The 20,187-nt window shown below is 60.0% G+C and carries 16 protein-coding genes; 8 read left to right on the plus strand and 8 right to left on the minus strand.

Features of this window, described 5'->3' with window-relative positions; translation table 11 throughout:
* Window positions 1-139: 139 nt before the first annotated feature.
* The 5 genes from CWE16_RS09805 to CWE16_RS09825 all read right to left on the minus strand — a co-directional run bounded on the left by CWE16_RS09805 (window position 140) and on the right by CWE16_RS09825 (window position 3,472).
* Window positions 140-580, minus strand: a complete 441-nt coding sequence (locus tag CWE16_RS09805; RefSeq protein ID WP_201737994.1) for a hypothetical protein — start codon at window positions 578-580, stop codon at window positions 140-142.
* Between the two features lie 102 nt (window positions 581-682).
* A complete protein-coding gene (grrM, locus tag CWE16_RS09810; protein WP_131595075.1) occupies window positions 683-1,831 on the minus strand; it encodes a cyclophane-forming radical SAM/SPASM peptide maturase GrrM/OscB in 1,149 nt (382 codons plus the stop codon).
* Entirely contained in the window at window positions 1,828-2,151 is a 324-nt protein-coding gene (gene grrA / locus CWE16_RS09815) for a GrrA/OscA1 family cyclophane-containing rSAM-modified RiPP (RefSeq protein ID WP_131595077.1), read from the minus strand. Before grrA (CWE16_RS09815) ends, grrM begins: the two co-directional genes overlap by 4 nt.
* Before the next feature lie 41 nt (window positions 2,152-2,192).
* Entirely contained in the window at window positions 2,193-3,122 is a 930-nt protein-coding gene (gene grrP / locus CWE16_RS09820; RefSeq protein WP_131595079.1) for an extracellular substrate binding-like orphan protein GrrP, read from the minus strand.
* An 83-nt stretch (window positions 3,123-3,205) separates the two neighbouring features.
* On the minus strand, window positions 3,206-3,472 hold the full coding sequence (locus CWE16_RS09825; protein WP_131456756.1) for a hypothetical protein: 267 nt from the start codon (window positions 3,470-3,472) through the stop codon (window positions 3,206-3,208).
* A 255-nt stretch (window positions 3,473-3,727) separates the two neighbouring features.
* Between CWE16_RS09825 and CWE16_RS09830 the strand changes: the two genes are divergently transcribed.
* Window positions 3,728-4,588, plus strand: coding sequence for a mechanosensitive ion channel family protein (locus CWE16_RS09830; RefSeq protein WP_236629681.1), 861 nt, complete (start codon window positions 3,728-3,730; stop codon window positions 4,586-4,588).
* Window positions 4,589-4,600: 12 nt separating this feature from the next.
* Here the strand turns inward: CWE16_RS09830 and grrA (CWE16_RS09835) are convergent, their stop codons facing one another.
* The gene (grrA, locus tag CWE16_RS09835) at window positions 4,601-4,981 is read right to left on the minus strand and encodes a GrrA/OscA1 family cyclophane-containing rSAM-modified RiPP (RefSeq protein WP_131595083.1); all 381 of its coding nucleotides are present in this window, start codon (window positions 4,979-4,981) and stop codon (window positions 4,601-4,603) included.
* A 33-nt stretch (window positions 4,982-5,014) separates the two neighbouring features.
* A complete protein-coding gene (gene grrP / locus CWE16_RS09840) occupies window positions 5,015-5,932 on the minus strand; it encodes an extracellular substrate binding-like orphan protein GrrP (protein ID WP_131595085.1) in 918 nt (305 codons plus the stop codon).
* 106 nt (window positions 5,933-6,038) lie between these two features.
* On the opposite strand from grrP (CWE16_RS09840), the gene CWE16_RS09845 reads away from it, so the two are divergent.
* Both CWE16_RS09845 and rpiA read left to right on the plus strand, forming a co-directional pair.
* Complete coding sequence (locus CWE16_RS09845) at window positions 6,039-7,154, plus strand: trypsin-like peptidase domain-containing protein (protein WP_131595087.1); 1,116 nt, start codon at window positions 6,039-6,041, stop codon at window positions 7,152-7,154.
* Window positions 7,155-7,211: 57 nt separating this feature from the next.
* Entirely contained in the window at window positions 7,212-7,904 is a 693-nt protein-coding gene (gene rpiA, locus CWE16_RS09850) for a ribose-5-phosphate isomerase RpiA (RefSeq protein ID WP_131595310.1), read from the plus strand.
* Here rpiA and hisD read toward each other — a convergent pair.
* A complete protein-coding gene (gene hisD / locus CWE16_RS09855) occupies window positions 7,894-9,225 on the minus strand; it encodes a histidinol dehydrogenase (protein ID WP_131595089.1) in 1,332 nt (443 codons plus the stop codon). The two genes, rpiA and hisD, sit on opposite strands and share 11 nt — an antisense overlap.
* Window positions 9,226-9,348: 123 nt before the next feature.
* Between hisD and rpsT the strand changes: the two genes are divergently transcribed.
* The 5 genes from rpsT (at window position 9,349) to CWE16_RS09880 (ending at window position 20,162) form a co-directional block, all read left to right on the plus strand.
* Window positions 9,349-9,654 carry a 30S ribosomal protein S20 gene (gene rpsT / locus CWE16_RS09860; protein ID WP_131595091.1) on the plus strand — a complete coding sequence of 102 codons (306 nt, stop codon included), beginning with the start codon at window positions 9,349-9,351 and terminating at the stop codon, window positions 9,652-9,654.
* Window positions 9,655-9,711: 57 nt separating this feature from the next.
* On the plus strand, window positions 9,712-10,497 hold the full coding sequence (locus tag CWE16_RS09865; protein ID WP_201737990.1) for a TatD family hydrolase: 786 nt from the start codon (window positions 9,712-9,714) through the stop codon (window positions 10,495-10,497).
* A 273-nt stretch (window positions 10,498-10,770) separates the two neighbouring features.
* Window positions 10,771-14,064, plus strand: coding sequence for a DNA-directed RNA polymerase subunit beta (gene rpoB / locus CWE16_RS09870; RefSeq protein WP_131595095.1), 3,294 nt, complete (start codon window positions 10,771-10,773; stop codon window positions 14,062-14,064).
* A 49-nt stretch (window positions 14,065-14,113) separates the two neighbouring features.
* Window positions 14,114-16,018, plus strand: a complete 1,905-nt coding sequence (locus CWE16_RS09875; RefSeq protein WP_131595097.1) for a DNA-directed RNA polymerase subunit gamma — start codon at window positions 14,114-14,116, stop codon at window positions 16,016-16,018.
* A 49-nt stretch (window positions 16,019-16,067) separates the two neighbouring features.
* Window positions 16,068-20,162 carry a DNA-directed RNA polymerase subunit beta' gene (locus CWE16_RS09880; RefSeq protein WP_131456773.1) on the plus strand — a complete coding sequence of 1,365 codons (4,095 nt, stop codon included), beginning with the start codon at window positions 16,068-16,070 and terminating at the stop codon, window positions 20,160-20,162.
* Window positions 20,163-20,187: the final 25 nt, after the last annotated feature.

Genomic DNA, 20,187 nt, shown 5'->3' on the forward strand with positions numbered 1-20,187 from the left:
GCTCGGCGAGAGGGTGACTCGGGCTCAGGCCCGATGGTTGATGCTGTGATCACCCTCCCGGAGAGAGGTACTCACCAGGCCTGTGTCAAATGTAGGCGATGGTGGTTCACAGAGCCGAAGTGCAGCCGAGAGGCAGCGTTCAGTTGCAACCCTGCACAGAGATTCGGTAGCTGAAGCCGGTGGCTCCTGGATCACTGTTAGCGCCGATTCTGAAATTCACCTGACTCACGGCCTTGTCGGACGGCACTGCGAATGGACCGAACTGGGCACCGGTGCCCGTGGGGGGCTTCATGGATTGCTGCACCACCCGAAGGTTGCTTCCGTCTGTGAATTTCAGATAGGCCTCGATTGGATAGGCACCCGGGTTGCCATCGGTGGAATCTGCCGTGAAGAAGAGCTTGAAGCTTCGATAAGGCCGGTTGACGACGAAATCAGTGTTCCAGTTCGTGCGTCCGACTGCCTTTCCCACCAAGCCTTTGGGGCGTTCAACCTGTTTCTTGATGATGTAGGGCTGAGGACCGTTGCCATTGCCCCCGACCGGCATCAGGAAGGAACAGCCGGCATGGGCTTGGGGAGCCATCGAGAGCGCGCTGGAGATCGCGGTGCAGCAGAGGATGGCAGTGGTCCGTCCTGTCTGGATCGGCATGGTCTCTCTTTGGTTGTGGGGAGTGGAGCGAGTGCGTCAGGGGCTGGTGGCACTCTCAAGCTCCAGCCGCTCCAGCACCACGTCCACGGGAATCTGACTGGAGAAGCGGCAGGAACAGGTTTCGCTGGCATCGAGAGTGCCGTGTTCCCAATACTTATTGCTTCCATTGCCGCCACCGCAGAACCCGTAGTGGTCACAGGTTTTCAGGCAGCGACTCATGCCTGAGCGCATGTCGGCAAGCAATCGCTGGAAGGTGCTTGATGAGGCGGCAGCCTCCAATGACACCTCACGGATGTTGCCCAGATTGAACAGTCCGTAGCGCTCTGTTTCGACGGAGAGCAGTTCCGGATCGAAGGTGGAGAAGTTGCCTTGGGCGTCAACGCTGAGAATGGCGTAGGGACGATTCATCTCGTTCTGAAGCAGGCGTTGCTCCCCCTGGATCATCCCTAGAACTTGATCGAATTCCCTCAAGTGGATTGGGAAACCATCGCGACGATTGCAGTCCCAGAAGTGGCTCAGAAAGGATCGATATTGCTTTTCGCGACTTTGACCCTGCATGGATGACTTGGTATTCACGCCCTCCTGCTCCTCCACGTTGAAGCCGATGTGGTGAATGCCCTGATCACGGAAGAAGCGGTAGACCCGTTCAGGATCCTCCATGGCAGCGCTGGTGATCACTGCGATGGCATGAAAGGGAATCTCATGCGCTTGCAGAGTCTTGATTCCCTTCATCGTCAGGGCATGAGATCCCCGCTGGTTGCGGAAGCGACGGTGGGCGTCGTGAATGTCTTCGGGCCCGTCAATACTCACGCCCACCACGATCTGATTGCGCCGAAAACAATCACACCAGTCGGCATTGATCAGCGTGGCATTGGTTTGAACGTGCTGCTCAATCACCACACCCTGGGCCTGGAGATCAGCGGTGTGACGCCGGAGGATCGCCGTGGCCTCGTCGTAGTAACCGGTGGGCAGGGTGAGAGGCTCCCCCGCATGCCAGAGGATGGACAGCTGGGGGCCCCAGAAGGGACTCTCATAGATCCGCTCGAGCAGGGTCGGTAGCAACTCGAGATCAAAAATCTTCCGTTTTTGCCGGTCCGGTAGGTAGCAGTAACTGCAGTCCAGGTTGCACAGAGAGGTGGCCTGGATCACCAACAGCCCGATCGGGCCGAATTCTGCGTTGTTCACCAGTTCGCGAAACCACCGCGGTAGCCATTGGCGAAACCGCCGCCACCACCATTGGCAAAGCCACCACCTCCGTTACCCCAAGCACGACCGCCGTTGCCCCAGGCACGACCACCACCGTTGCCCCAGGCACGGGCGAGGTCCGGGTGCTGTGGAGCTGCTTCATCAAGTGCCTGCCAGGCCGTCTGTCGGATCAATTCGATCCGTTGCTCGAGCTGAAGGCTCCGGTCTGGGTTGACGTGGACGCTGGCATGGCTGGCTTGCTGCATGACGCCCGCCGCGCTGAGCAGGGTCACGAGGCTGAGGAGGGTGGTTTTGTTCATGGGTCCTGGATCGATCGGGGTGGGTCGGCGGTGGGAAGGCGTTAGTTGTTAGGGGTGATCTCGGCGACCGTGGCCAGCACGATCCTGAAGAAAGTGCTGATCTGCTCGTCTTTGAGACCAATGCTGCTGCCAGGACCCACCCAGCGGTTGATTTCCTTGCGCACGTCGGTGTCGTTATTGATGTAGGCCTGCAGAAGCCGGCCGATGGCAAGGTTGCTCACGTTGAGGAGGTGAGGGGTGGCATCGGTGACCACGCAGCCCACGCTCGCTCGGGCATAGGGGAGGGCTGGAACCAGATTGCTATCAGGGGCCGTTGTTTTCTGGTTGGCGCGTAGCCAGAGCGTGTCGCCACCCAGCACGCTCACCTTGTCGCTCTTCAGCGCTTCCAGAGCCTCTGAGGGAGTGTCGAAAGCCTGAAGGGAGGCGTCATCCACGGAGTTGGCCAGGATCGAGGCCGCAACGCTGTCCTTCACAACGCCGATGGTCTGACCCTTAAGGCTGTCGGGTGTGCCATCGATGCCGGCCGGTGCCAGCACGCGGATGCCGCTGGTGGCGAAGGGGAGGGTGTAGTTAAGGGTCTTCTGGCGCTCCCAGGAGAAACCCACACCGCAGGCGATATCGGCTTCACCATTGCGAATCTTGTTGAGGCCCTCGTCCACCGAGCTGGCCGTCATCGTTTCCAAGCTCACGTTGTCAGCCTTGGTCTCAGCGGCCGTTTTGAGTTGGTCGCGGATCGCCTCCAGCACAATGAAGGAGAGGCCGTCATCACCCGTCTCGGTGGTGGTGACAAAAGGAAGCTGCTGGCCGATGACCACAGCCCGAAGCTTGCCGGTGGAGAACACAGTCTCAGACGCACCCGCTGCGTTTGTTGAGGAGTCAGGAGAAGACGACGGCGACTTCTGACAGGCCAGCAAGCCGAACGAGGCGAGAAGCATCAGGCCAGTGGCGGTGGCCCGGAGGGAGTGCTTCATCGGAAAGGGTGCGCGTTACCGCACGTCTAGGCAGGCTCGCTGGCGGTGTCCACCGCATCGTGCCGGGGTGTGCACGAATCGGATCAGTTCTGATTTCCTCCCAGATCGATGCTCGGTAGATCCTCATAACGATCCCCAGGTTTTTCATCCCCTCGCAGTGTTGGGTCCTGGTTGATGCAGCGCGCCTTCTGCTCCCCGGTGGTCAGGTATTGGCACACCCTGGCCCACAGCTTGCTCCGGGTTCCGCCGGGGCCGCGACTGAAGAGCACTTGGTCTGGCAGACCGGGCTGGCAATCGATCTCAACTTGGCAGAGCTCACAGCGAAGACGCTGGCTTGAGGGGACCGTCATCGTGGATCGGGCGGTGAGAGAGGCAAGTTAAGGCCGGATTGCGCTTGGTAGGGTCCCGAAATCCCCCGCGATCGCCCTGCTGTTGTGACGACGCTTCCTTTTGACTTGCAGATTCCGCTGATTGGGCTGAGCAGTGCGCTGCTGATTTGGTTCGCTCTTGATCTGATCGCTCGCCGGTTCGGTTCAGGGTCTTTGCGTCGCCATCTGCTGCTCGCCAGTCGACTGAGCGTGTGCATGAGCTGGGCGCTTGCGTCCTTGGGCTGGTGGATCGGCGAGCTTCTTGATCCCCAGGTCCTTGATCTGCCCCGGGACGGCCTTGGTATCCGCTCCTTCTTCGCTGTTGTGGGGTTCTCCTGGACCCTTCTGCGCTGGAAGGGAGTGATCGAGGCGCAACCCGATCTCTACGGCGAACGTTTGCTGCCCGGTTTGGAGAAGAAGGACCGCACGTTCTTACTCGACGTGATTGGCAAGCTCCTGCTTGGCCTGGCGCTGCTTGTCCTCGTGCTGCAGGTGATGCGACTACTGGGTATCTCTGCCGCCGTGCTGATTACTGCCGGTGGCTTCGGCGCGGCCGCGGTTGGTTTTGGTGCCCAGAGTATTGTCTCGAATTCGCTCAGTGGCTTGAGCTTGTATGTCAATAGGCCATTCGTTGTGGGTGATTACATTGATATTCCTTCAGAAAATCTCTCGGGAACTGTTGAAAAGATTAGCTGGTTTTATACGCGCCTTCGTTCGGTGGATCGCCAGCCTCTTTTTGTCCCCAATGCGATCTTTAGTGCTAAGCCGGTGATCAACATCAGCGAAATTGATAATCGCCGGGTCTGGATTGAATTCGGACTTAACTACGCCAATCGCGCACTGATTCCTGAGCTCACTTCCGCACTGGAAAGCTGGCTGCGTGGGCACCCCGATGTCGATGCCAGCCGAACTCTTGCCGTCAATTTCATCGGCTATGGAGATTCCAGCCTGAACCTCAGGCTTGTTTGTCATGCCCGTGGCGCCACCTTGATGGACGCCTGGTCTCTTCAGGAAAAGGTTCTTCTGGAAATTGGGGCTGCTGTCGATCGATGTGGCGCCTCGATGCCTTTCCCAACGCGAACGTTGTTGCAGGGATGAGGCTGATGTGGCTCAGAAGTTGAGGATCACGCCTCCACCACCGTTGCCCCAGCCGATCCCGCCGTTGCCCCAGCCACCATTGCCCCAGCCACCATTCCCCCAGCCGCCATTTCTCCAGCCGTTGCCCCAGCCATTGCCCCAACGCCGTCCACCACCATTCCCCCAGCCTCTGCCACCGCCGTTACCCCAGTAACGAGCCAAGGTGGTCGAGCTGTTGTCATGGGTTGCTGCTGGGTTGGGATCGCCCAGAGAGGTCTGGATTTGCTGGATGCGTTGCTCCAGTGGGTTGTGTAGATCAGGGCTGCTGAAAATGCCGGAGCTGAGTCCCGGTTGCTGTAAGACAGCCGATGTGGCCAGAAGAGTGCAGAAGCTGAGTAGAGAAGGCTTGTTCATGGAAGAGAGATTGAGACGCCGTTTGGTTTTGCTTCAGGAGGCTTTCTGGAATTCGGCCACTGTCGAAAGTACGTTCCGGTAGTAGTGGTTGATTTGCTCTTCGGTTAATCCCACCCCACTATCTTTGCCAAGCCAGGCATTGATTTCCTGGCGAACTTTGGGGTCGCCATCCACATAGGCCTGCATCAGGCGACCGAGGGCGATGTTGCTGAGATCAAGCAGGGATGAGGAGGACTCCGCCACGATGCAACCGACCGCGGATCGTGCATAGGGCTCAACCGGCACAATGACGTCGGCAGGGACCGTCTCTTGCTGGCTGGCCCGTAACCAGAGGCTGTCGCCCGCCAACAATTGGATGGCGCCAGATTTCAGAGCCTGCAGCGCATCGCTTGGGGTTGCATAGCTCTTGAACGTCGCTTGGTTGATGTTTTCAGCCAGCACGGTGGCGGCAACGCTGTCGGCAATGACGCCGATCGTCTTGCCTTGGAGGTTCTTGGGAGTGCCGTCATTCCCTTTCGGTGCCAGCAGCCTGATCCCGCTGGAGGCAAAAGGAAGGGTGAAGTCGAAGTTCTTTTGTCGCTCCCAGGAGAAATTCACCCCACAGGCGATGTCGGCTTTCCCTGAGCGGATCATCTCCAACCCCGACGCCACATTCGGAGCAACGATGGGAACGATGCTGACTTGCTTCGCACCCTTGACTCCTTCGGCATTGAGCTGGTCGCGTATGGCCTCCAGCACGACGAAACTGAGGCCGTCAAATCCTTGATCGGCTTTGCGCACCATCGGCAGTTCCGTCCCGATCACCACCGCTCGCAGTTGCCCGCTTTCGGAGACAGGATCAGGGGTTGCTGGCGGATTGTCTGTTGTCTGTTCAGCTGGTTTCTGACAGGCCAGCAAGAAGGTGCAGCAGACGGCGAGCAAGGCCAGCCGCGCATGCCGAATGGATCCCATGGAACCCACATCGTGGAGATCACCCTTAGATCTAGTCAGCGGAGAGAGATTCGTCGATGCTCTGGGATGCCCCTAGCGTGGGAGCCGCCGTCGCCTTCGCGCGTTGATGGGTCGCTTCCGGCTGTGCGCAGTTGCTCTCCTGATCTGTTTCTGCAGCCTGATCGGCGCCCTTCCGGTGCAGGCCTCACTCAGCTCTGCCAAGGCCTCTCACAGCTTTGTTGCTGATGTGGTGCATCGGGTTGCCCCATCCGTGGTGCGGATCGACACCGAGCGCCTGGTGCAGCGGCAGCCTTATGACCCCACGCTGATTGACCCTCTGCTGCGGGACCTGCTGGGGCAACCGGGCATGGGTGCAGAACGCGAGAGGGGGCAGGGATCGGGAGTGGTGATCGATGCGGAAGGGTTGGTGCTCACCAATGCCCATGTCGTGGAGCGGGTTGATGAGGTGACTGTGACCCTGGCAGATGGCGAACAGCGTGATGGCCAGGTGATCGGGACCGATCCGATCACAGATCTCGCCTTGGTGCGTCTCGGGAGTGGGGAGCGGCCATCCGCTGCACCCCTGGGTGACTCCGAAGCATTGGAAGTGGGGGACTGGGCGATTGCCCTCGGTACGCCCTATGGCCTCGAGCGCACGGTCACCCTCGGCATCGTCAGCAGCCTCCATCGCAACATCAACACCCTCGGTTTCTCTGACAAGCGTTTGGATCTGATCCAGACCGATGCCGCGATCAATCCTGGAAACTCCGGCGGTCCGCTGGTGAATGCCGCTGGAGAAGTGATCGGCATCAATACTCTTGTGCGCTCGGGGCCTGGGGCTGGACTCGGCTTTGCCATTCCGATCAATCTGGCCCGTCGGGTCGCGGAGCAGCTGCTGGCCACAGGGGAGGTGGTGCATCCCTATTTAGGGCTCCAGCTGGTGCCTCTCACCCCAAGGATCGCAAGGGATCACAACCGCGATCCCAATGCCTTGCTTCAACTGCCCGAGCACTCCGGAGCTCTTGTACAGACCGTGTTGCCAGATAGCCCGGCTGACCAAGCGGGGCTTCGGCGTGGCGATCTCGTGATTTCCGCTGCTGGCCTCCCGGTGGATGGTCCTCAGGCGCTGTTGCAGGAAGTGGATCGTGCTGAGATCGGGGCGCCACTGCCCCTCGAGGTCCTGCGTACTGGTCAGACTCTGCGCCTGTCTGTCAAGCCGGCCCCCCTCCCTGGTCTCGGCTGAAACCCTTGCTACGGTCTCGCCAGTCTCTGACCAACGACGGTGGATCTTCAGACCCAGATGAAGCAGGCTGTGGCTGCTGCTGCCACAGAGCAGATCCAGAGCGGCATGGTGGTCGGGCTCGGGTCAGGCTCCACGGCAGCCCTGATGATCCAGGCCCTTGGTGCCAAGTTGAAGCGTGGTGAACTCACGGAGATCGTCGGGGTGACCACCTCGTTTCAAGGGGAGGTTCTGGCGGCAGAGCTTGGGATCCCCCTGCAAAGCCTGAATGCTGTGGATCGCATCGATCTGGCCATCGATGGGGCTGATGAAGTCGATCCTTCTTTTCAGCTGATCAAGGGAGGCGGAGCCTGCCATGTGCAGGAAAAGCTGGTGGCTGTTCGCGCCGACCGGTTTGTGGTGGTGGTTGATTCCACCAAGCTGGTGGACACCCTTAACCTCGGCTTTTTGTTGCCTGTGGAGGTGCTCCCAGGCGCCTGGCGCCAGGTCAAAGCACAGCTGTCCGAGATGGGGGGAGAGGCTGAACTGCGGATGGCAGTGAAGAAGGCCGGTCCAGTGGTCACCGATCAGGGAAACCTGGTGCTGGATGTGAAATTTGAAGGTGGCATCAGCGATCCGGCTGGACTCGAGCAGGGCATCAACAATCTTCCTGGGGTGTTGGAGAACGGCCTGTTCGTGAACATCACCGATCAGGTGCTGGTTGGTGAGATCAGTGACGGTGTGGCCGGTGTACGAGATCTCGTCAGGCGTTGAGCCGCACCGACACCGAGTTGGCATGGCTGTGCAGCCCCTCGCTGCGGGCCAATTCCATGACGGCTCCGCCGGTGGCTTCCAGGGCTGCCCTGTTGAAGGCGATCAGGGAGGTATGGCGCATAAAGGTTTCTACACTCAGGGCCCCACTGAAACGGGCTGTTCCACAGGTGGGCAGGGTGTGGTTCGGGCCTGCGAGGTAATCGCCGACCGCCTCCGGTGACCATGAGCCAATAAAGATCGCCCCTGCCGTGCGGATGCGATCCGCCAGGGCCTCAGGGCGCTCCACCAGCAATTCCAGATGTTCGGGTGCGAAGCGATCACTGAGGCGGGCACAGCTTTCCAGGCTGTCGCAGACCACAACAAGTCCCCAGTTCGTCAGGGATTGCCTGCAGATGCTCTCGCGGGGGTGATCGCAGAGCTGACGTTCCAGTTCGGCCGGTAATGCAGCTGCGAGGGCTGGCTCCGTCGTGAGCAGCACGGAGGCAGCCAGCGGGTCATGCTCGGCCTGGGCCAGCAGGTCGGCAGCGACGTGGGCGACTGCGGCTGTGTGGTCTGCGATGACCAGCACCTCGCTGGGACCGGCGAGGGAATCGATTCCCACCTGCCCAACCACCGCTTTTTTGGCCAGGGTCACATAAAGATTTCCTGGCCCTGTAATGACATCGACCTGTGGAATCGTTTCGGTGCCGAAGGCAAGGGCGGCAATCGCCTGGGCACCACCCACACGGTAAACCTCTTGAATTCCTGCGATGTGGGCAGCGGCCAAGACCGCTGGATTGACGCAACCATCCCGGCCGGCGGGAGTGACCATTACGACACGTTCCACCCCGGCAGTGCCTGCAGGCACCGCATTCATCAACACAGTGCTTGGGTAAGCAGCGCGTCCACCTGGGACATAGAGTCCCGCCCGGTGTACGGGGCGCCATCGACGTCCGAGACGCTCACCATGGACCCCCTCAAAGTCGAGGTCCTGGGGTTTCTGACGGGAGTGAAAATCCTGAATGCGGCGATGGGCCAAGTCCAGAGCGTCCCGGAGATCGGCCGGTGTTCGCTTCCATGCCTCTTCAAGCAGAGCTGGATCCAGCTGAATGGGCTCGGGCTTGAAACCGTCTAATTCCTCGGTCAGTGCGATCAAAGCCTGGTCGCCGTCTCGTCGCACGCGCGTCAGGATCCCTTCGACAGTGGCCTGTGCTTGCTGCTGCGCATCACCGCCGGTTCGCCCTGCGATCTGATCCAGCAAGGCAGCGGCCTGATCCGCGTCATGGAGGCAGCGAAGCTGGATGTTGGCCTTGGAGGGAACCTCACGGTTCGGCTGGGTCATCGGCGGGGGCTCTGAGGCAATGGCATCTGATCAAGCTAGAACCCGCTGCTCCCGTCCGAAGGATGAAGTGCGGGAGAACTCCTGTGGGCTAAGGTTGAAGATTGTCGAACCCGATCCGCCTCAGTGGCCAATAACAAGTCGTCAAAAAAGCGCGTTGAGATTGCCGAGCGCAATCGTCTGCAGAACAAGTCGTACAAGTCGGCACTGCGCACCCTGATGAAGCGTTGCTTCACTGCCTGTTCGGCCTATGCCGAGAAGCCCGGCGACGATGCCAAGGCCACCGTTCAGTCCAGCATGAATGCTGCTTTCAGCAAGATTGACAAGGCTGTGAAGCGTGGTGTTCTGCATCGCAACAACGGCGCCCACCAGAAGTCCCGGCTGACCGAGGCTGTGAAAAAGGCGATTGAGCCGGCAGCCACCGCCAGCTGAGCATCGCTCCAAGGTTCAACTCTGCAAAATGGACCGGAAGGCGCGTTTCCGGTCCTTGTGTCCACTCTTTCGCTGATCGACAGTCACTGTCACATCGTGTTCCGCAATTTCGACGCGGATCTCGACGAGGTGTCACAGCGCTGGCGAGAGGCCGGGGTGGTGGCTCTGCTTCATGCTTGCGTCGAGCCTTCTGAAATCCCGGCGATCCGGGCCCTTGCCGATCGCTTCCCGGAGATGCGTTATTCGGTGGGTGTGCATCCACTGGATACGGAGCACTGGACGTCTGACACCGCGGCATTGTTGCGCCGCGCTGCTCTTGATGATCCCCGAGTGGTGGCCATCGGTGAACTCGGTCTCGATTTGTACCACGATCAGAATCTCGATGAGCAGTTGGCGGTGCTGAGGCCCCAGCTTGATCTGGCGGTTGAGCTTGACCGCCCGGTGATCATTCACTGCCGCGATGCCGCTGAGCCGATGCTGCGTGAGCTGCAGGAGCGTCAAGCTCGTGGTGCTTGCCCGAGGGGGGTCATGCACTGCTGGGGTGGTACCCCTGAAGAGATGGAGGCGTTTTTGGCGCTTGGCTTCTACATCAGCTTCAGTGGCACGGTGACGTTCCCCAAGGCTGAGGTCACTCACGCCTGTGCTCGACAGGTGCCGGACAATCGATTCCTGGTTGAGACTGATTGTCCATTTCTTGCCCCTGTGCCCAGGCGAGGCAAGCGCAACGAACCTGCCTTTGTGGCTGCGGTGGCTCAACGGGTCGCTGAATTGCGTGGGCAGACCGTGGAGGAGGTGGCTGAGCGAAGTACCGCCAATGCCCGTCAATTGTTCGCTCTGCCCTGAAACCAGCGCTTTCGGGCGAGGGCGGAGCAGAAGTGTAAGATGTTTTATTGGCCTGGCCGCTGCGCAGATTCTGCGCAGCGGCTCCCGAAGCGTCCACTCCCTTCCGGTGCATTGACGACGTCCGCCGTTCGTTCCCGAGATCTCTGAGACCCCTTCAGCGGTGCCTTCTCCCCGTGGCGAGGAGGTGCCGCAGCCTTGTGGTGATCAAAGCTCGTGGAATTCAGCGGCTGACCTTCAGGCCTTTTGTCCCTCCATCCTTCTGCAGGTCTCCGCATGAGCAGCAGCGCGATTCAGGTCGCCAAGACCGCCACCTACCTGCCCGATCTGGTGGAGGTGCAGCGTGCCAGCTTTAAGTGGTTCCTGGACAAAGGTCTGATCGAGGAGCTGGAAAGCTTTTCTCCGATCACGGATTACACCGGCAAGCTTGAGCTGCACTTCGTCGGTAGCGAGTACCGACTCAAGCGCCCTCGCCACGATGTGGAAGAGGCCAAGCGTCGTGATGCGACCTTCGCTTCACAGATGTATGTCACCTGCCGGTTGGTCAACAAAGAGACCGGTGAAATCAAGGAGCAGGAGGTTTTTATCGGGGAGCTGCCCCTGATGACCGAGCGCGGCACTTTCATCATCAATGGTGCCGAGCGCGTGATTGTGAACCAGATCGTGCGCAGCCCCGGCGTCTATTTCAAAGATGAAATGGATAAGAACGGGCGTCGCACCTACAACGCCAGCGTGATTCCTAATCGTGGCGCCTGGCTGAAGTTCGAGACCGATAAGAACGACCTGCTGCATGTCCGGGTCGATAAAACCCGCAAGATCAACGCGCACGTCCTGATGCGTGCCATGGGTCTTTCGGATAATGATGTGATCGATAAGCTCCGTCATCCGGAGTACTACAAGAAGTCGATTGAGGCCGCCAACGACGAAGGGATTAGCTCGGAGGATCAGGCTCTGCTTGAGCTTTATAAGAAGCTTCGCCCCGGTGAGCCCCCCTCGGTCAGTGGTGGTCAGCAGCTGCTGCAGACCCGCTTTTTCGATCCCAAGCGCTACGACCTCGGTCGCGTCGGTCGCTACAAAATCAATAAAAAGCTCCGCCTCACGATTCCCGATGCGGTCCGTACCCTCACCCACGAGGACGTGCTCTCCACTATCGATTACCTCATCAACCTCGAGCTCGATGTCGGCGGGGCCAGCCTTGATGACATCGACCACCTGGGCAATCGCCGCGTGCGCTCGGTTGGAGAACTCCTGCAAAACCAGGTGCGTGTGGGCCTGAACCGCCTCGAACGGATCATCAAGGAGAGGATGACTGTCGGAGAGACCGACTCCCTCACTCCTGCCCAGCTGGTCAATCCCAAGCCCCTGGTGGCGGCGATCAAGGAGTTCTTCGGCTCCAGCCAGCTGAGCCAGTTCATGGATCAGACCAATCCCCTCGCTGAGCTCACCCACAAGCGCCGGATCTCGGCCCTGGGCCCAGGCGGTCTGACCCGAGAGCGCGCCGGCTTTGCCGTGCGTGATATCCATCCCTCTCACTACGGCCGTCTCTGCCCGATTGAGACACCGGAAGGTCCCAACGCCGGTTTGATCAATTCCCTGGCCACCCACGCTCGGGTGAATGAGTACGGGTTCATCGAGACCCCCTTCTGGAAGGTTGAGAACGGCGTGGTTCTCAAGCAGGGAGATCCCATCTATCTCTCCGCTGATCTGGAGGACGAGTGTCGTGTCGCCCCTGGTGACGTGGCCACCGATTCAGACGGTCGCATCCTCGCCGATCTGATCCCAGTGCGTTACCGCCAGGACTTTGAGAAAGTCCCCCCGGAGCAGGTCGACTACGTGCAGCTTTCACCTGTCCAGGTGATTTCTGTGGCCACCTCCCTGATCCCCTTCCTGGAGCATGACGACGCCAACCGTGCCCTGATGGGCTCGAATATGCAGCGGCAGGCCGTGCCTCTGCTCCGACCCGAGCGCCCCCTTGTGGGAACCGGTTTGGAAACCCAGGTGGCACGCGACTCCGGCATGGTGCCGATCTCCCGGGTCAACGGCACGGTCACCTTCGTCGATGCCACCGCGATTGTCGTGCGCGACGAGGAGGGAACGGATCACACCCATTTCCTGCAGAAGTATCAGCGTTCCAACCAGGACACCTGCCTCAATCAGCGACCGATCGTGCGTCAGGGTGATCCGGTGATCGTCGGTCAGGTGCTGGCTGATGGCTCTGCCTGTGAGGGCGGCGAGATCGCGCTCGGCCAGAACGTGCTGATCGCCTACATGCCCTGGGAGGGGTACAACTACGAGGACGCGATTCTCGTGAGTGAGCGTCTGGTCAATGACGACCTCTACACCTCGGTGCACATCGAGAAGTACGAGATCGAAGCACGCCAGACCAAGCTCGGCCCTGAAGAGATCACCCGCGAGATTCCCAATGTTGCTGAGGAAAGCCTCGGCAATCTTGACGAGATGGGCATCATTCGCATCGGCGCCTTTGTGGAGAGCGGCGACATCCTGGTGGGCAAGGTGACTCCGAAAGGTGAGTCAGATCAGCCGCCGGAAGAGAAGCTGCTGCGTGCGATCTTCGGGGAGAAGGCTCGCGACGTTCGCGATAACTCCCTGCGCGTTCCCAGCACTGAGCGCGGCCGCGTCGTGGATGTTCGTATCTATACCCGTGAGCAGGGGGATGAGCTGCCCCCGGGCGCCAACATGGTGGTGCGGGTGTATGTGGCGCAGCGTCGCAAGATCCAGGTTGGCGACAAGATGGCTGGCCGCCATGGCAACAAGGGCATCATCAGCCGCATCCTTCCTCGGGAGGACATGCCCTATTTGCCCGATGGCACTCCGGTGGACATCGTGCTCAACCCCCTGGGTGTGCCGAGCCGCATGAATGTCGGACAGGTGTTTGAGCTCTTGATGGGTTGGGCCGCCTCCAATCTCGACTGTCGGGTCAAGGTGGTTCCCTTCGATGAGATGTATGGAGCTGAGAAATCTCAGCAGACCGTGGAGGCCTTCCTGAAGGAGGCTGCGAGCCAGCCCGGTAAAGACTGGATTTACAACCCGGATGATCCTGGCAAGCTGCTGCTCCGTGATGGACGCACCGGTGAACCCTTTGACCAGCCTGTTGCAGTGGGCTATTCCCACTTCCTGAAGCTCGTTCACTTGGTGGACGACAAGATCCACGCTCGCTCGACGGGTCCTTACTCCCTGGTGACCCAGCAGCCCCTTGGTGGTAAGGCCCAGCAGGGTGGTCAGCGTCTGGGTGAGATGGAGGTGTGGGCGCTCGAGGCCTACGGCGCCGCCTACACCCTGCAGGAACTGCTCACGGTTAAATCCGATGACATGCAGGGCCGCAATGAGGCGCTCAACGCCATCGTCAAGGGCAAGCCGATCCCCCGTCCTGGTACCCCGGAATCCTTCAAGGTGCTGATGCGCGAACTTCAGTCCCTCGGACTGGACATCGCGGTCTTCACTGATGAAGGCAAGGAAGTGGATCTGATGCAGGACGTGAATCCCCGCCGGAGCACGCCCAGTAGGCCCACCTATGAATCCCTCGGCGTCGCGGATTACGACGAGGACTGACGGACCGAACGATCGAACCGACAGACCCCCTCTCTTCCCTTAACCGTCAATGACCAACAGCAACCTCCGCACCGAGAACCACTTCGATTACGTCAAGATCACGCTCGCGTCCCCCGATCGGGTGATGGAGTGGGGTCAGCGCACCTTGCCTAATGGACAGGTGGTGGGTGAGGTCACCAAGCCTGAAACCATCAACTACCGCACGCTGAAGCCCGAGATGGACGGGCTGTTTTGCGAAAAGATCTTTGGACCGTCCAAGGACTGGGAGTGCCATTGCGGCAAGTACAAGCGGGTGCGCCACCGCGGCATCGTTTGTGAGCGCTGCGGCGTTGAGGTGACCGAGAGCCGGGTGCGTCGTCACCGCATGGGCTTCATCAAGCTGGCTGCTCCGGTGTCCCACGTTTGGTACCTGAAGGGCATCCCGAGCTATGTGGCCATCCTTCTCGACATGCCCCTGCGGGATGTGGAGCAGATCGTCTACTTCAACTGCTATGTGGTGCTCGATCCGGGTGATCACAAGGACCTCAAGTACAAGCAGCTGCTGACCGAGGACGAGTGGCTGGAGATCGAAGATGAGATCTACGCCGAGGATTCTGAGATTGAGAACGAGCCCGTTGTGGGCATCGGTGCTGAGGCTCTCAAGCAGCTGCTCGAAGACCTAGAGCTTCAGGCCGTCGCTGAGCAGCTACGCGAGGAAATCGCCGGTAGCAAAGGCCAGAAGCGGGCCAAGCTGATCAAGCGCCTGCGGGTGATCGACAACTTCATCGCCACCAACGCCCGTCCGGAGTGGATGGTGCTGGATGTGATCCCTGTGATCCCGCCAGATCTGCGACCCATGGTGCAGTTGGATGGCGGCCGTTTCGCCACCTCTGACCTCAACGACCTTTACCGCCGCGTGATCAACCGGAACAACCGGTTGGCGCGTCTTCAGGAAATCCTCGCCCCCGAAATCATCGTCCGCAACGAAAAGCGGATGCTCCAGGAGGCGGTCGATGCCTTGATCGACAACGGTCGCAGGGGCCGCACAGTGGTTGGTGCGAATAACCGACCGCTGAAGTCCCTCAGCGACATCATCGAAGGCAAGCAAGGTCGCTTCCGTCAGAACCTCCTTGGTAAGCGCGTCGACTATTCAGGTCGTTCCGTGATCGTGGTCGGTCCGAAGCTGAAGATGCACCAGTGCGGTTTGCCTAAGGAGATGGCAATCGAGCTGTTCCAGCCCTTCGTCATCCATCGCCTGATCCGCCAGAACATCGTCAACAACATCAAGGCGGCCAAGAAGCTGATCCAGCGTGCAGACGATGAGGTGATGCAGGTCTTGCAGGAGGTGATTGAGGGGCACCCGATCCTGCTCAACCGAGCGCCCACCCTGCACCGACTCGGCATCCAGGCTTTCGAGCCGAAGCTTGTTGATGGCCGTGCCATTCAGTTGCACCCGCTCGTTTGTCCGGCCTTCAACGCTGACTTCGACGGTGACCAGATGGCTGTGCATGTGCCTCTGGCCATTGAGGCTCAGACCGAGGCGCGCATGCTGATGCTTGCCAGCAACAACATCCTGTCTCCTGCTACGGGCGAGCCGATCATCACGCCGTCCCAGGACATGGTGCTTGGCGCCTACTACCTGACGGCACTACAGCCCGATCAAAAGCCTGTGGACTTTGGTGATCGCTCCCGCACCTTCGCGGGCCTCGAGGATGTGATTCATGCCTTCGAAGACAAGCGCATTGGTCTGCACGACTGGGTTTGGGTTCGCTTTAGCGGTGAAGTTGAAGACGACGAAGAGCGTGATGAACCCTTGAAGAGTGAGACCCTCAGCGATGGAACCCGCTTTGAGCAGTGGAGTTTCCGGCGCGACCGTTTCGATGAGGACGGTGCCCTGATCAGTCGCTACATCCTCACAACCGTCGGACGCGTGGTCATGAACCACACGATCATCGACGCGGTGGCGGCCACCTGACGCCCTTTTTCGCAACGACTTTTCCCCGATTCTCGAACCGAGCGCTGTCATGACCTCCACCCCTTCCAAATCCCGTAAGTCTTCCGGTAAGGCCGCTAAAGGCAAGCAGGCAGCTCCTGCTGCTGTGACTCCCCCTTTGGCCAAGACCCCACCCCCGTTCCGCAACCGGGTGGTGGATAAGAAAGGCCTCAAGCAGCTGGTGGCCTGGGCCTACAAGACCCATGGCACTGCCGCCACCGCTGCAATGGCAGACCAGCTCAAGGATCTGGGCTTCCGCTATGCCACTCAGGCGGCCGTTTCAATCTCTGTCGACGACCTCAAAGTCCCTGAGGCCAAGCAGGATCTGCTTGGACAGGCCGAGGAGTTGATCACCGCCACCGAGGAGTCTTATCGCCTCGGGGAGATCACGGAGGTTGAGCGTCATACCAAGGTGATCGACACCTGGACGGAGACCAATGAGCGTCTGGTGGATGCGGTCAAGAAGAACTTCAACCAGAACGACCCCCTCAACTCGGTCTGGATGATGGCCAACTCAGGCGCCAGGGGAAACATGTCCCAGGTGCGTCAGCTGGTGGGCATGCGCGGCCTGATGGCTAACCCGCAGGGGGAGATCATCGACCTCCCAATTCGTACCAACTTCCGCGAGGGGCTGACGGTCACCGAATACGTGATCTCTTCCTATGGAGCCCGTAAGGGTTTGGTGGATACGGCACTGCGGACGGCTGACTCGGGCTATCTCACCCGCCGTCTGGTGGATGTGGCTCAGGACGTCATCGTGCGTGAGGACGACTGCGGCACCACGCGTTCGATCCTCGTTAAAGCGGAGGATGGTCGTTATGGCAGCCGTCTGATCGGACGTCTGACTGCCGATCAGGTGCTCGACGCTGAAGGAACGGTGCTGGCGGAGCGCGACACCGAGATTGATCCGCCTCTGTCCAAAACATTTGAGAAGGCCGGTGTCGCTGCGGTCAGCGTGCGTTCACCCCTCACCTGTGAAGCCAATCGCTCCGTTTGTCGTAAGTGCTACGGCTGGGCCTTGGCCCATAACGAGCTGGTGGATCTCGGAGAAGCGGTGGGAATCATTGCGGCTCAGTCGATTGGTGAACCCGGAACCCAGCTCACGATGCGCACCTTCCACACCGGTGGTGTGTCTACGGCCGAGACCGGTGTGGTGCGTTCGAAGCTCGAGGGCACGGTTGAATTCGGTGCCAAGGCTCGGGTTCGTCCGTACCGCACCCCCCATGGTGTGAACGCCCAACAGGCAGAGGTGGACTTCACCCTCACGATTCAGCCCAGTGGCAAGGGCAAGCCCCAGAAGATCGAGATCACCAACGGTTCGCTCCTGTTCGTCGACAACGGCCAGGTCATCGCCTCTGATGTGACCGTTGCTCAGATTGCCGCTGGTGCGGTCAAGAAGAGCGTTGAGAAAGCCACCAAAGACGTGATCTGTGATCTCGCCGGTCAGGTGCGTTATGAGAAAGCAATTCAGCCCAGGGAGGTCACCGACCGTCAGGGCAACATCACCCGCAAGGCCCAGAGGTTGGGTCGCATGTGGGTGCTGGCAGGTGATGTCTACAACCTGCCCCCCAACGCACACCCTGTGGTCAAGCCTTCCGCCCCGGTCCACGAGGGCCAGGTGCTCGCTGAGGCCAGCCAGGCCAGTGAGTATGGCGGCGATGTGCGTCTGCGCGACTCCCTCGGTGATTCCCGTGAGGTTCAGATCGTCACCACGGCGATGACTCTCAAGGACTTCAAGCTTCTGGGAGAGTCCACCCATGCTGGAGAGATCTGGCATCTCGAGGCCAAGGACGGCACCCGCTATCGCCTCAACACCATTCCTGGAAGCAAGATCGGTTCCGGTGAAGTGGTGGCTGAACTCGCCGATGATCGCTTCCGTACCCAGACCGGTGGCCTGGTGCGCTTTGCTCCAGGGCTGGCAATCAAAAAAGCCCGCTCCGCCAAGAACGGATATGAGGTGAGCAAGGGCGGGACCATGCTGTGGGTCCCTCAGGAAACCCATGAGATCAACAAGGACATCTCCTTGTTGATGATTGAGGACGGCCAGTGGATCGAGGCTGGCACTGAGGTTGTGAAAGACATCTTCAGCCAGACCGCCGGCATCGTCACGGTCACTCAGAAGAACGACATCCTGCGCGAGATCATTGTGCGCAGCGGTAGCTTCCACCTCTGCTCCGACAAGAAGGCCCTTGAGCGATTCGAGGGTGATGGAGTGATGGTGAATCCCGGCGAAACGATCGCTAAGGGCATCAGCAGCGATGCCATGGTGTTTGTGCAGTCGGTGGAAACCCCGGAGGGCATGGGCCTTCTGCTCCGCCCTGTTGAGGAATACACCATTCCCAATGAGGCTCAGCTTCCTGAGCTCAGCCATGTCAAGCAGGCCAAGGGGCCCTACCTGGGGCTAAAAGCCAGCCAGCGACTCGCCTTTAAGGATGGCGAGCTGGTGAAGTCTGTGGAAGGTGTGGAGCTCCTTCGCACCCAGTTGATGCTGGAAAGTTTTGACACCACTCCGCAGATGACCGTGGACGTTGAGGCTGTGCCCGACAAGCGCGCCAAGACGATCGAACGTCTTCAGCTGGTGATTCTTGAAAGCATCCTGGTGCGTCGTGACACCATCTCCGACTCCAGCCATGGTTCGACTCACACCGAGCTGCAGGTGGAGGACGGCCAGTCGATCAAGGCTGGTGACGTGGTGGCTACGACTCAGATTCTCTGCAAGCAGCAGGGTGTGGTGCAGATGCCTGAAGAGCAGGATGGCGAACCGGTTCGTCGTCTGATCGTCGAGCGAGAGGAGGACACCACAACCCTCACGGCTAAGGGATCCGTCTTGGTCAGCGTGGGGCAGAGAGTTGTCGATGGTGACGAGATTGCTGCAGGTCAGCCGGCTGGTTGCTGCGGTGAGGTGGAGGCCGTGAATGGCAGCAGCATCACCCTCCGACTCGGCCGCCCCTACATGATCTCGCCCGATTCCCTTCTGCACGTGCGTGATGGTGACCTGGTGCAGCGGGGAGACGGTCTCGCCCTCCTGGTGTTCGAGCGGCAGAAGACCGGTGACATCGTTCAGGGTCTTCCCCGGATTGAGGAATTGCTGGAAGCCCGTCGACCACGGGAATCGGCGATTCTCTGCAAGAAGCCTGGCACCGTTGAGATCAAGCAGGGTGAGGACGATGAATCCACCACCGTCACAGTGATTGAGGCGGATGATGCGATTTCTGAATATCCGATCCTGCTGGGCCGCAACGTGATGGTCAGCGATGGTCAACAAGTGCATGCCGGTGAGCTGCTTACCGATGGGCCGATCAACCCACATGAGTTGCTGGAATGTTTCTTCGAGGATCTGCGCAGCCGCAAGCCGCTGATGGAGGCCGCCCAAGAGGCGATTGCCAAACTGCAGCACCGCCTCGTCAATGAGGTTCAGAACGTCTACAAATCACAGGGCGTTTCGATTGACGACAAACACATCGAGGTGATCGTCCGTCAGATGACCAGCAAGGTGCGGGTCGAAGATGCTGGAGACACCACCCTGCTTCCTGGCGAGCTGATCGAGCTGCGTCAGGTGGAAGACACGAACCAAGCCATGGCGATCACCGGTGGAGCTCCAGCGGAATTCACCCCTGTGTTGCTCGGTATTACCAAGGCTTCGCTCAACACCGACAGCTTCATTTCGGCGGCCTCCTTCCAGGAGACCACCCGGGTTCTTACGGAAGCAGCCATCGAAGGCAAGAGCGACTGGCTGCGCGGTCTCAAAGAGAACGTGATCATCGGTCGCTTGATCCCCGCAGGCACCGGTTTCAGCGGCTTCGAAGAGGAGCTGCGGGCTGAGGCTGGTCCACACCCCGACATTCTGTCCGAGGACCCTGCTGGTTACCGACGCATGCAGAATCTGAGGCCTGACTACACCGTGGAGATGCCCGCTGCCCCTGCAGCCAGCGCCTCTGCAGTGCTCGATGATCCCAGTGAGGAAGATCTGGAAGCCACCCGCAGTCGTCATGGCATCGATGCCGCGGCCAGCAACTTCGCGGCATTCGCCCGTCCCGCTGCTGACGATGAGCTGGCGGAGGAGCAGGTGGTCGATGCTGAGGCCCTCGAGGGTCTGCAGGAAGAGGGGCTGCTCAGCGATGAGTGATCCCTCTGCCCTGAAGGTCCACAGC

The organism is Synechococcus sp. BS55D (assembly GCF_004332415.1).
Taxonomy (GTDB): domain Bacteria; phylum Cyanobacteriota; class Cyanobacteriia; order PCC-6307; family Cyanobiaceae; genus Synechococcus_C.

Excerpts from the sequence above, each read along its gene's own strand:
- CWE16_RS09805 (WP_201737994.1), bottom strand. The coding sequence starts at position 580 with ATGGCTCCCCAAGCCCATGCCGGCTGTTCCTTCCTGATGCCGGTCGGG.
- grrA (WP_131595077.1), bottom strand. The coding sequence starts at position 2,151 with ATGAACAAAACCACCCTCCTCAGCCTCGTGACCCTGCTCAGCGCGGCG.
- grrP (WP_131595079.1), bottom strand. The coding sequence starts at position 3,122 with ATGAAGCACTCCCTCCGGGCCACCGCCACTGGCCTGATGCTTCTCGCC.
- CWE16_RS09825 (WP_131456756.1), bottom strand. The coding sequence starts at position 3,472 with ATGACGGTCCCCTCAAGCCAGCGTCTTCGCTGTGAGCTCTGCCAAGTT.
- grrA (WP_131595083.1), bottom strand. The coding sequence starts at position 4,981 with ATGAACAAGCCTTCTCTACTCAGCTTCTGCACTCTTCTGGCCACATCG.
- grrP (WP_131595085.1), bottom strand. The coding sequence starts at position 5,932 with ATGGGATCCATTCGGCATGCGCGGCTGGCCTTGCTCGCCGTCTGCTGC.
- CWE16_RS09845 (WP_131595087.1), top strand. The coding sequence starts at position 6,039 with ATGGGTCGCTTCCGGCTGTGCGCAGTTGCTCTCCTGATCTGTTTCTGC.
- rpiA (WP_131595310.1), top strand. The coding sequence starts at position 7,212 with ATGAAGCAGGCTGTGGCTGCTGCTGCCACAGAGCAGATCCAGAGCGGC.
- hisD (WP_131595089.1), bottom strand. The coding sequence starts at position 9,225 with ATGACCCAGCCGAACCGTGAGGTTCCCTCCAAGGCCAACATCCAGCTT.
- rpoB (WP_131595095.1), top strand. The coding sequence starts at position 10,771 with ATGAGCAGCAGCGCGATTCAGGTCGCCAAGACCGCCACCTACCTGCCC.
- CWE16_RS09875 (WP_131595097.1), top strand. The coding sequence starts at position 14,114 with ATGACCAACAGCAACCTCCGCACCGAGAACCACTTCGATTACGTCAAG.
- CWE16_RS09880 (WP_131456773.1), top strand. The coding sequence starts at position 16,068 with ATGACCTCCACCCCTTCCAAATCCCGTAAGTCTTCCGGTAAGGCCGCT.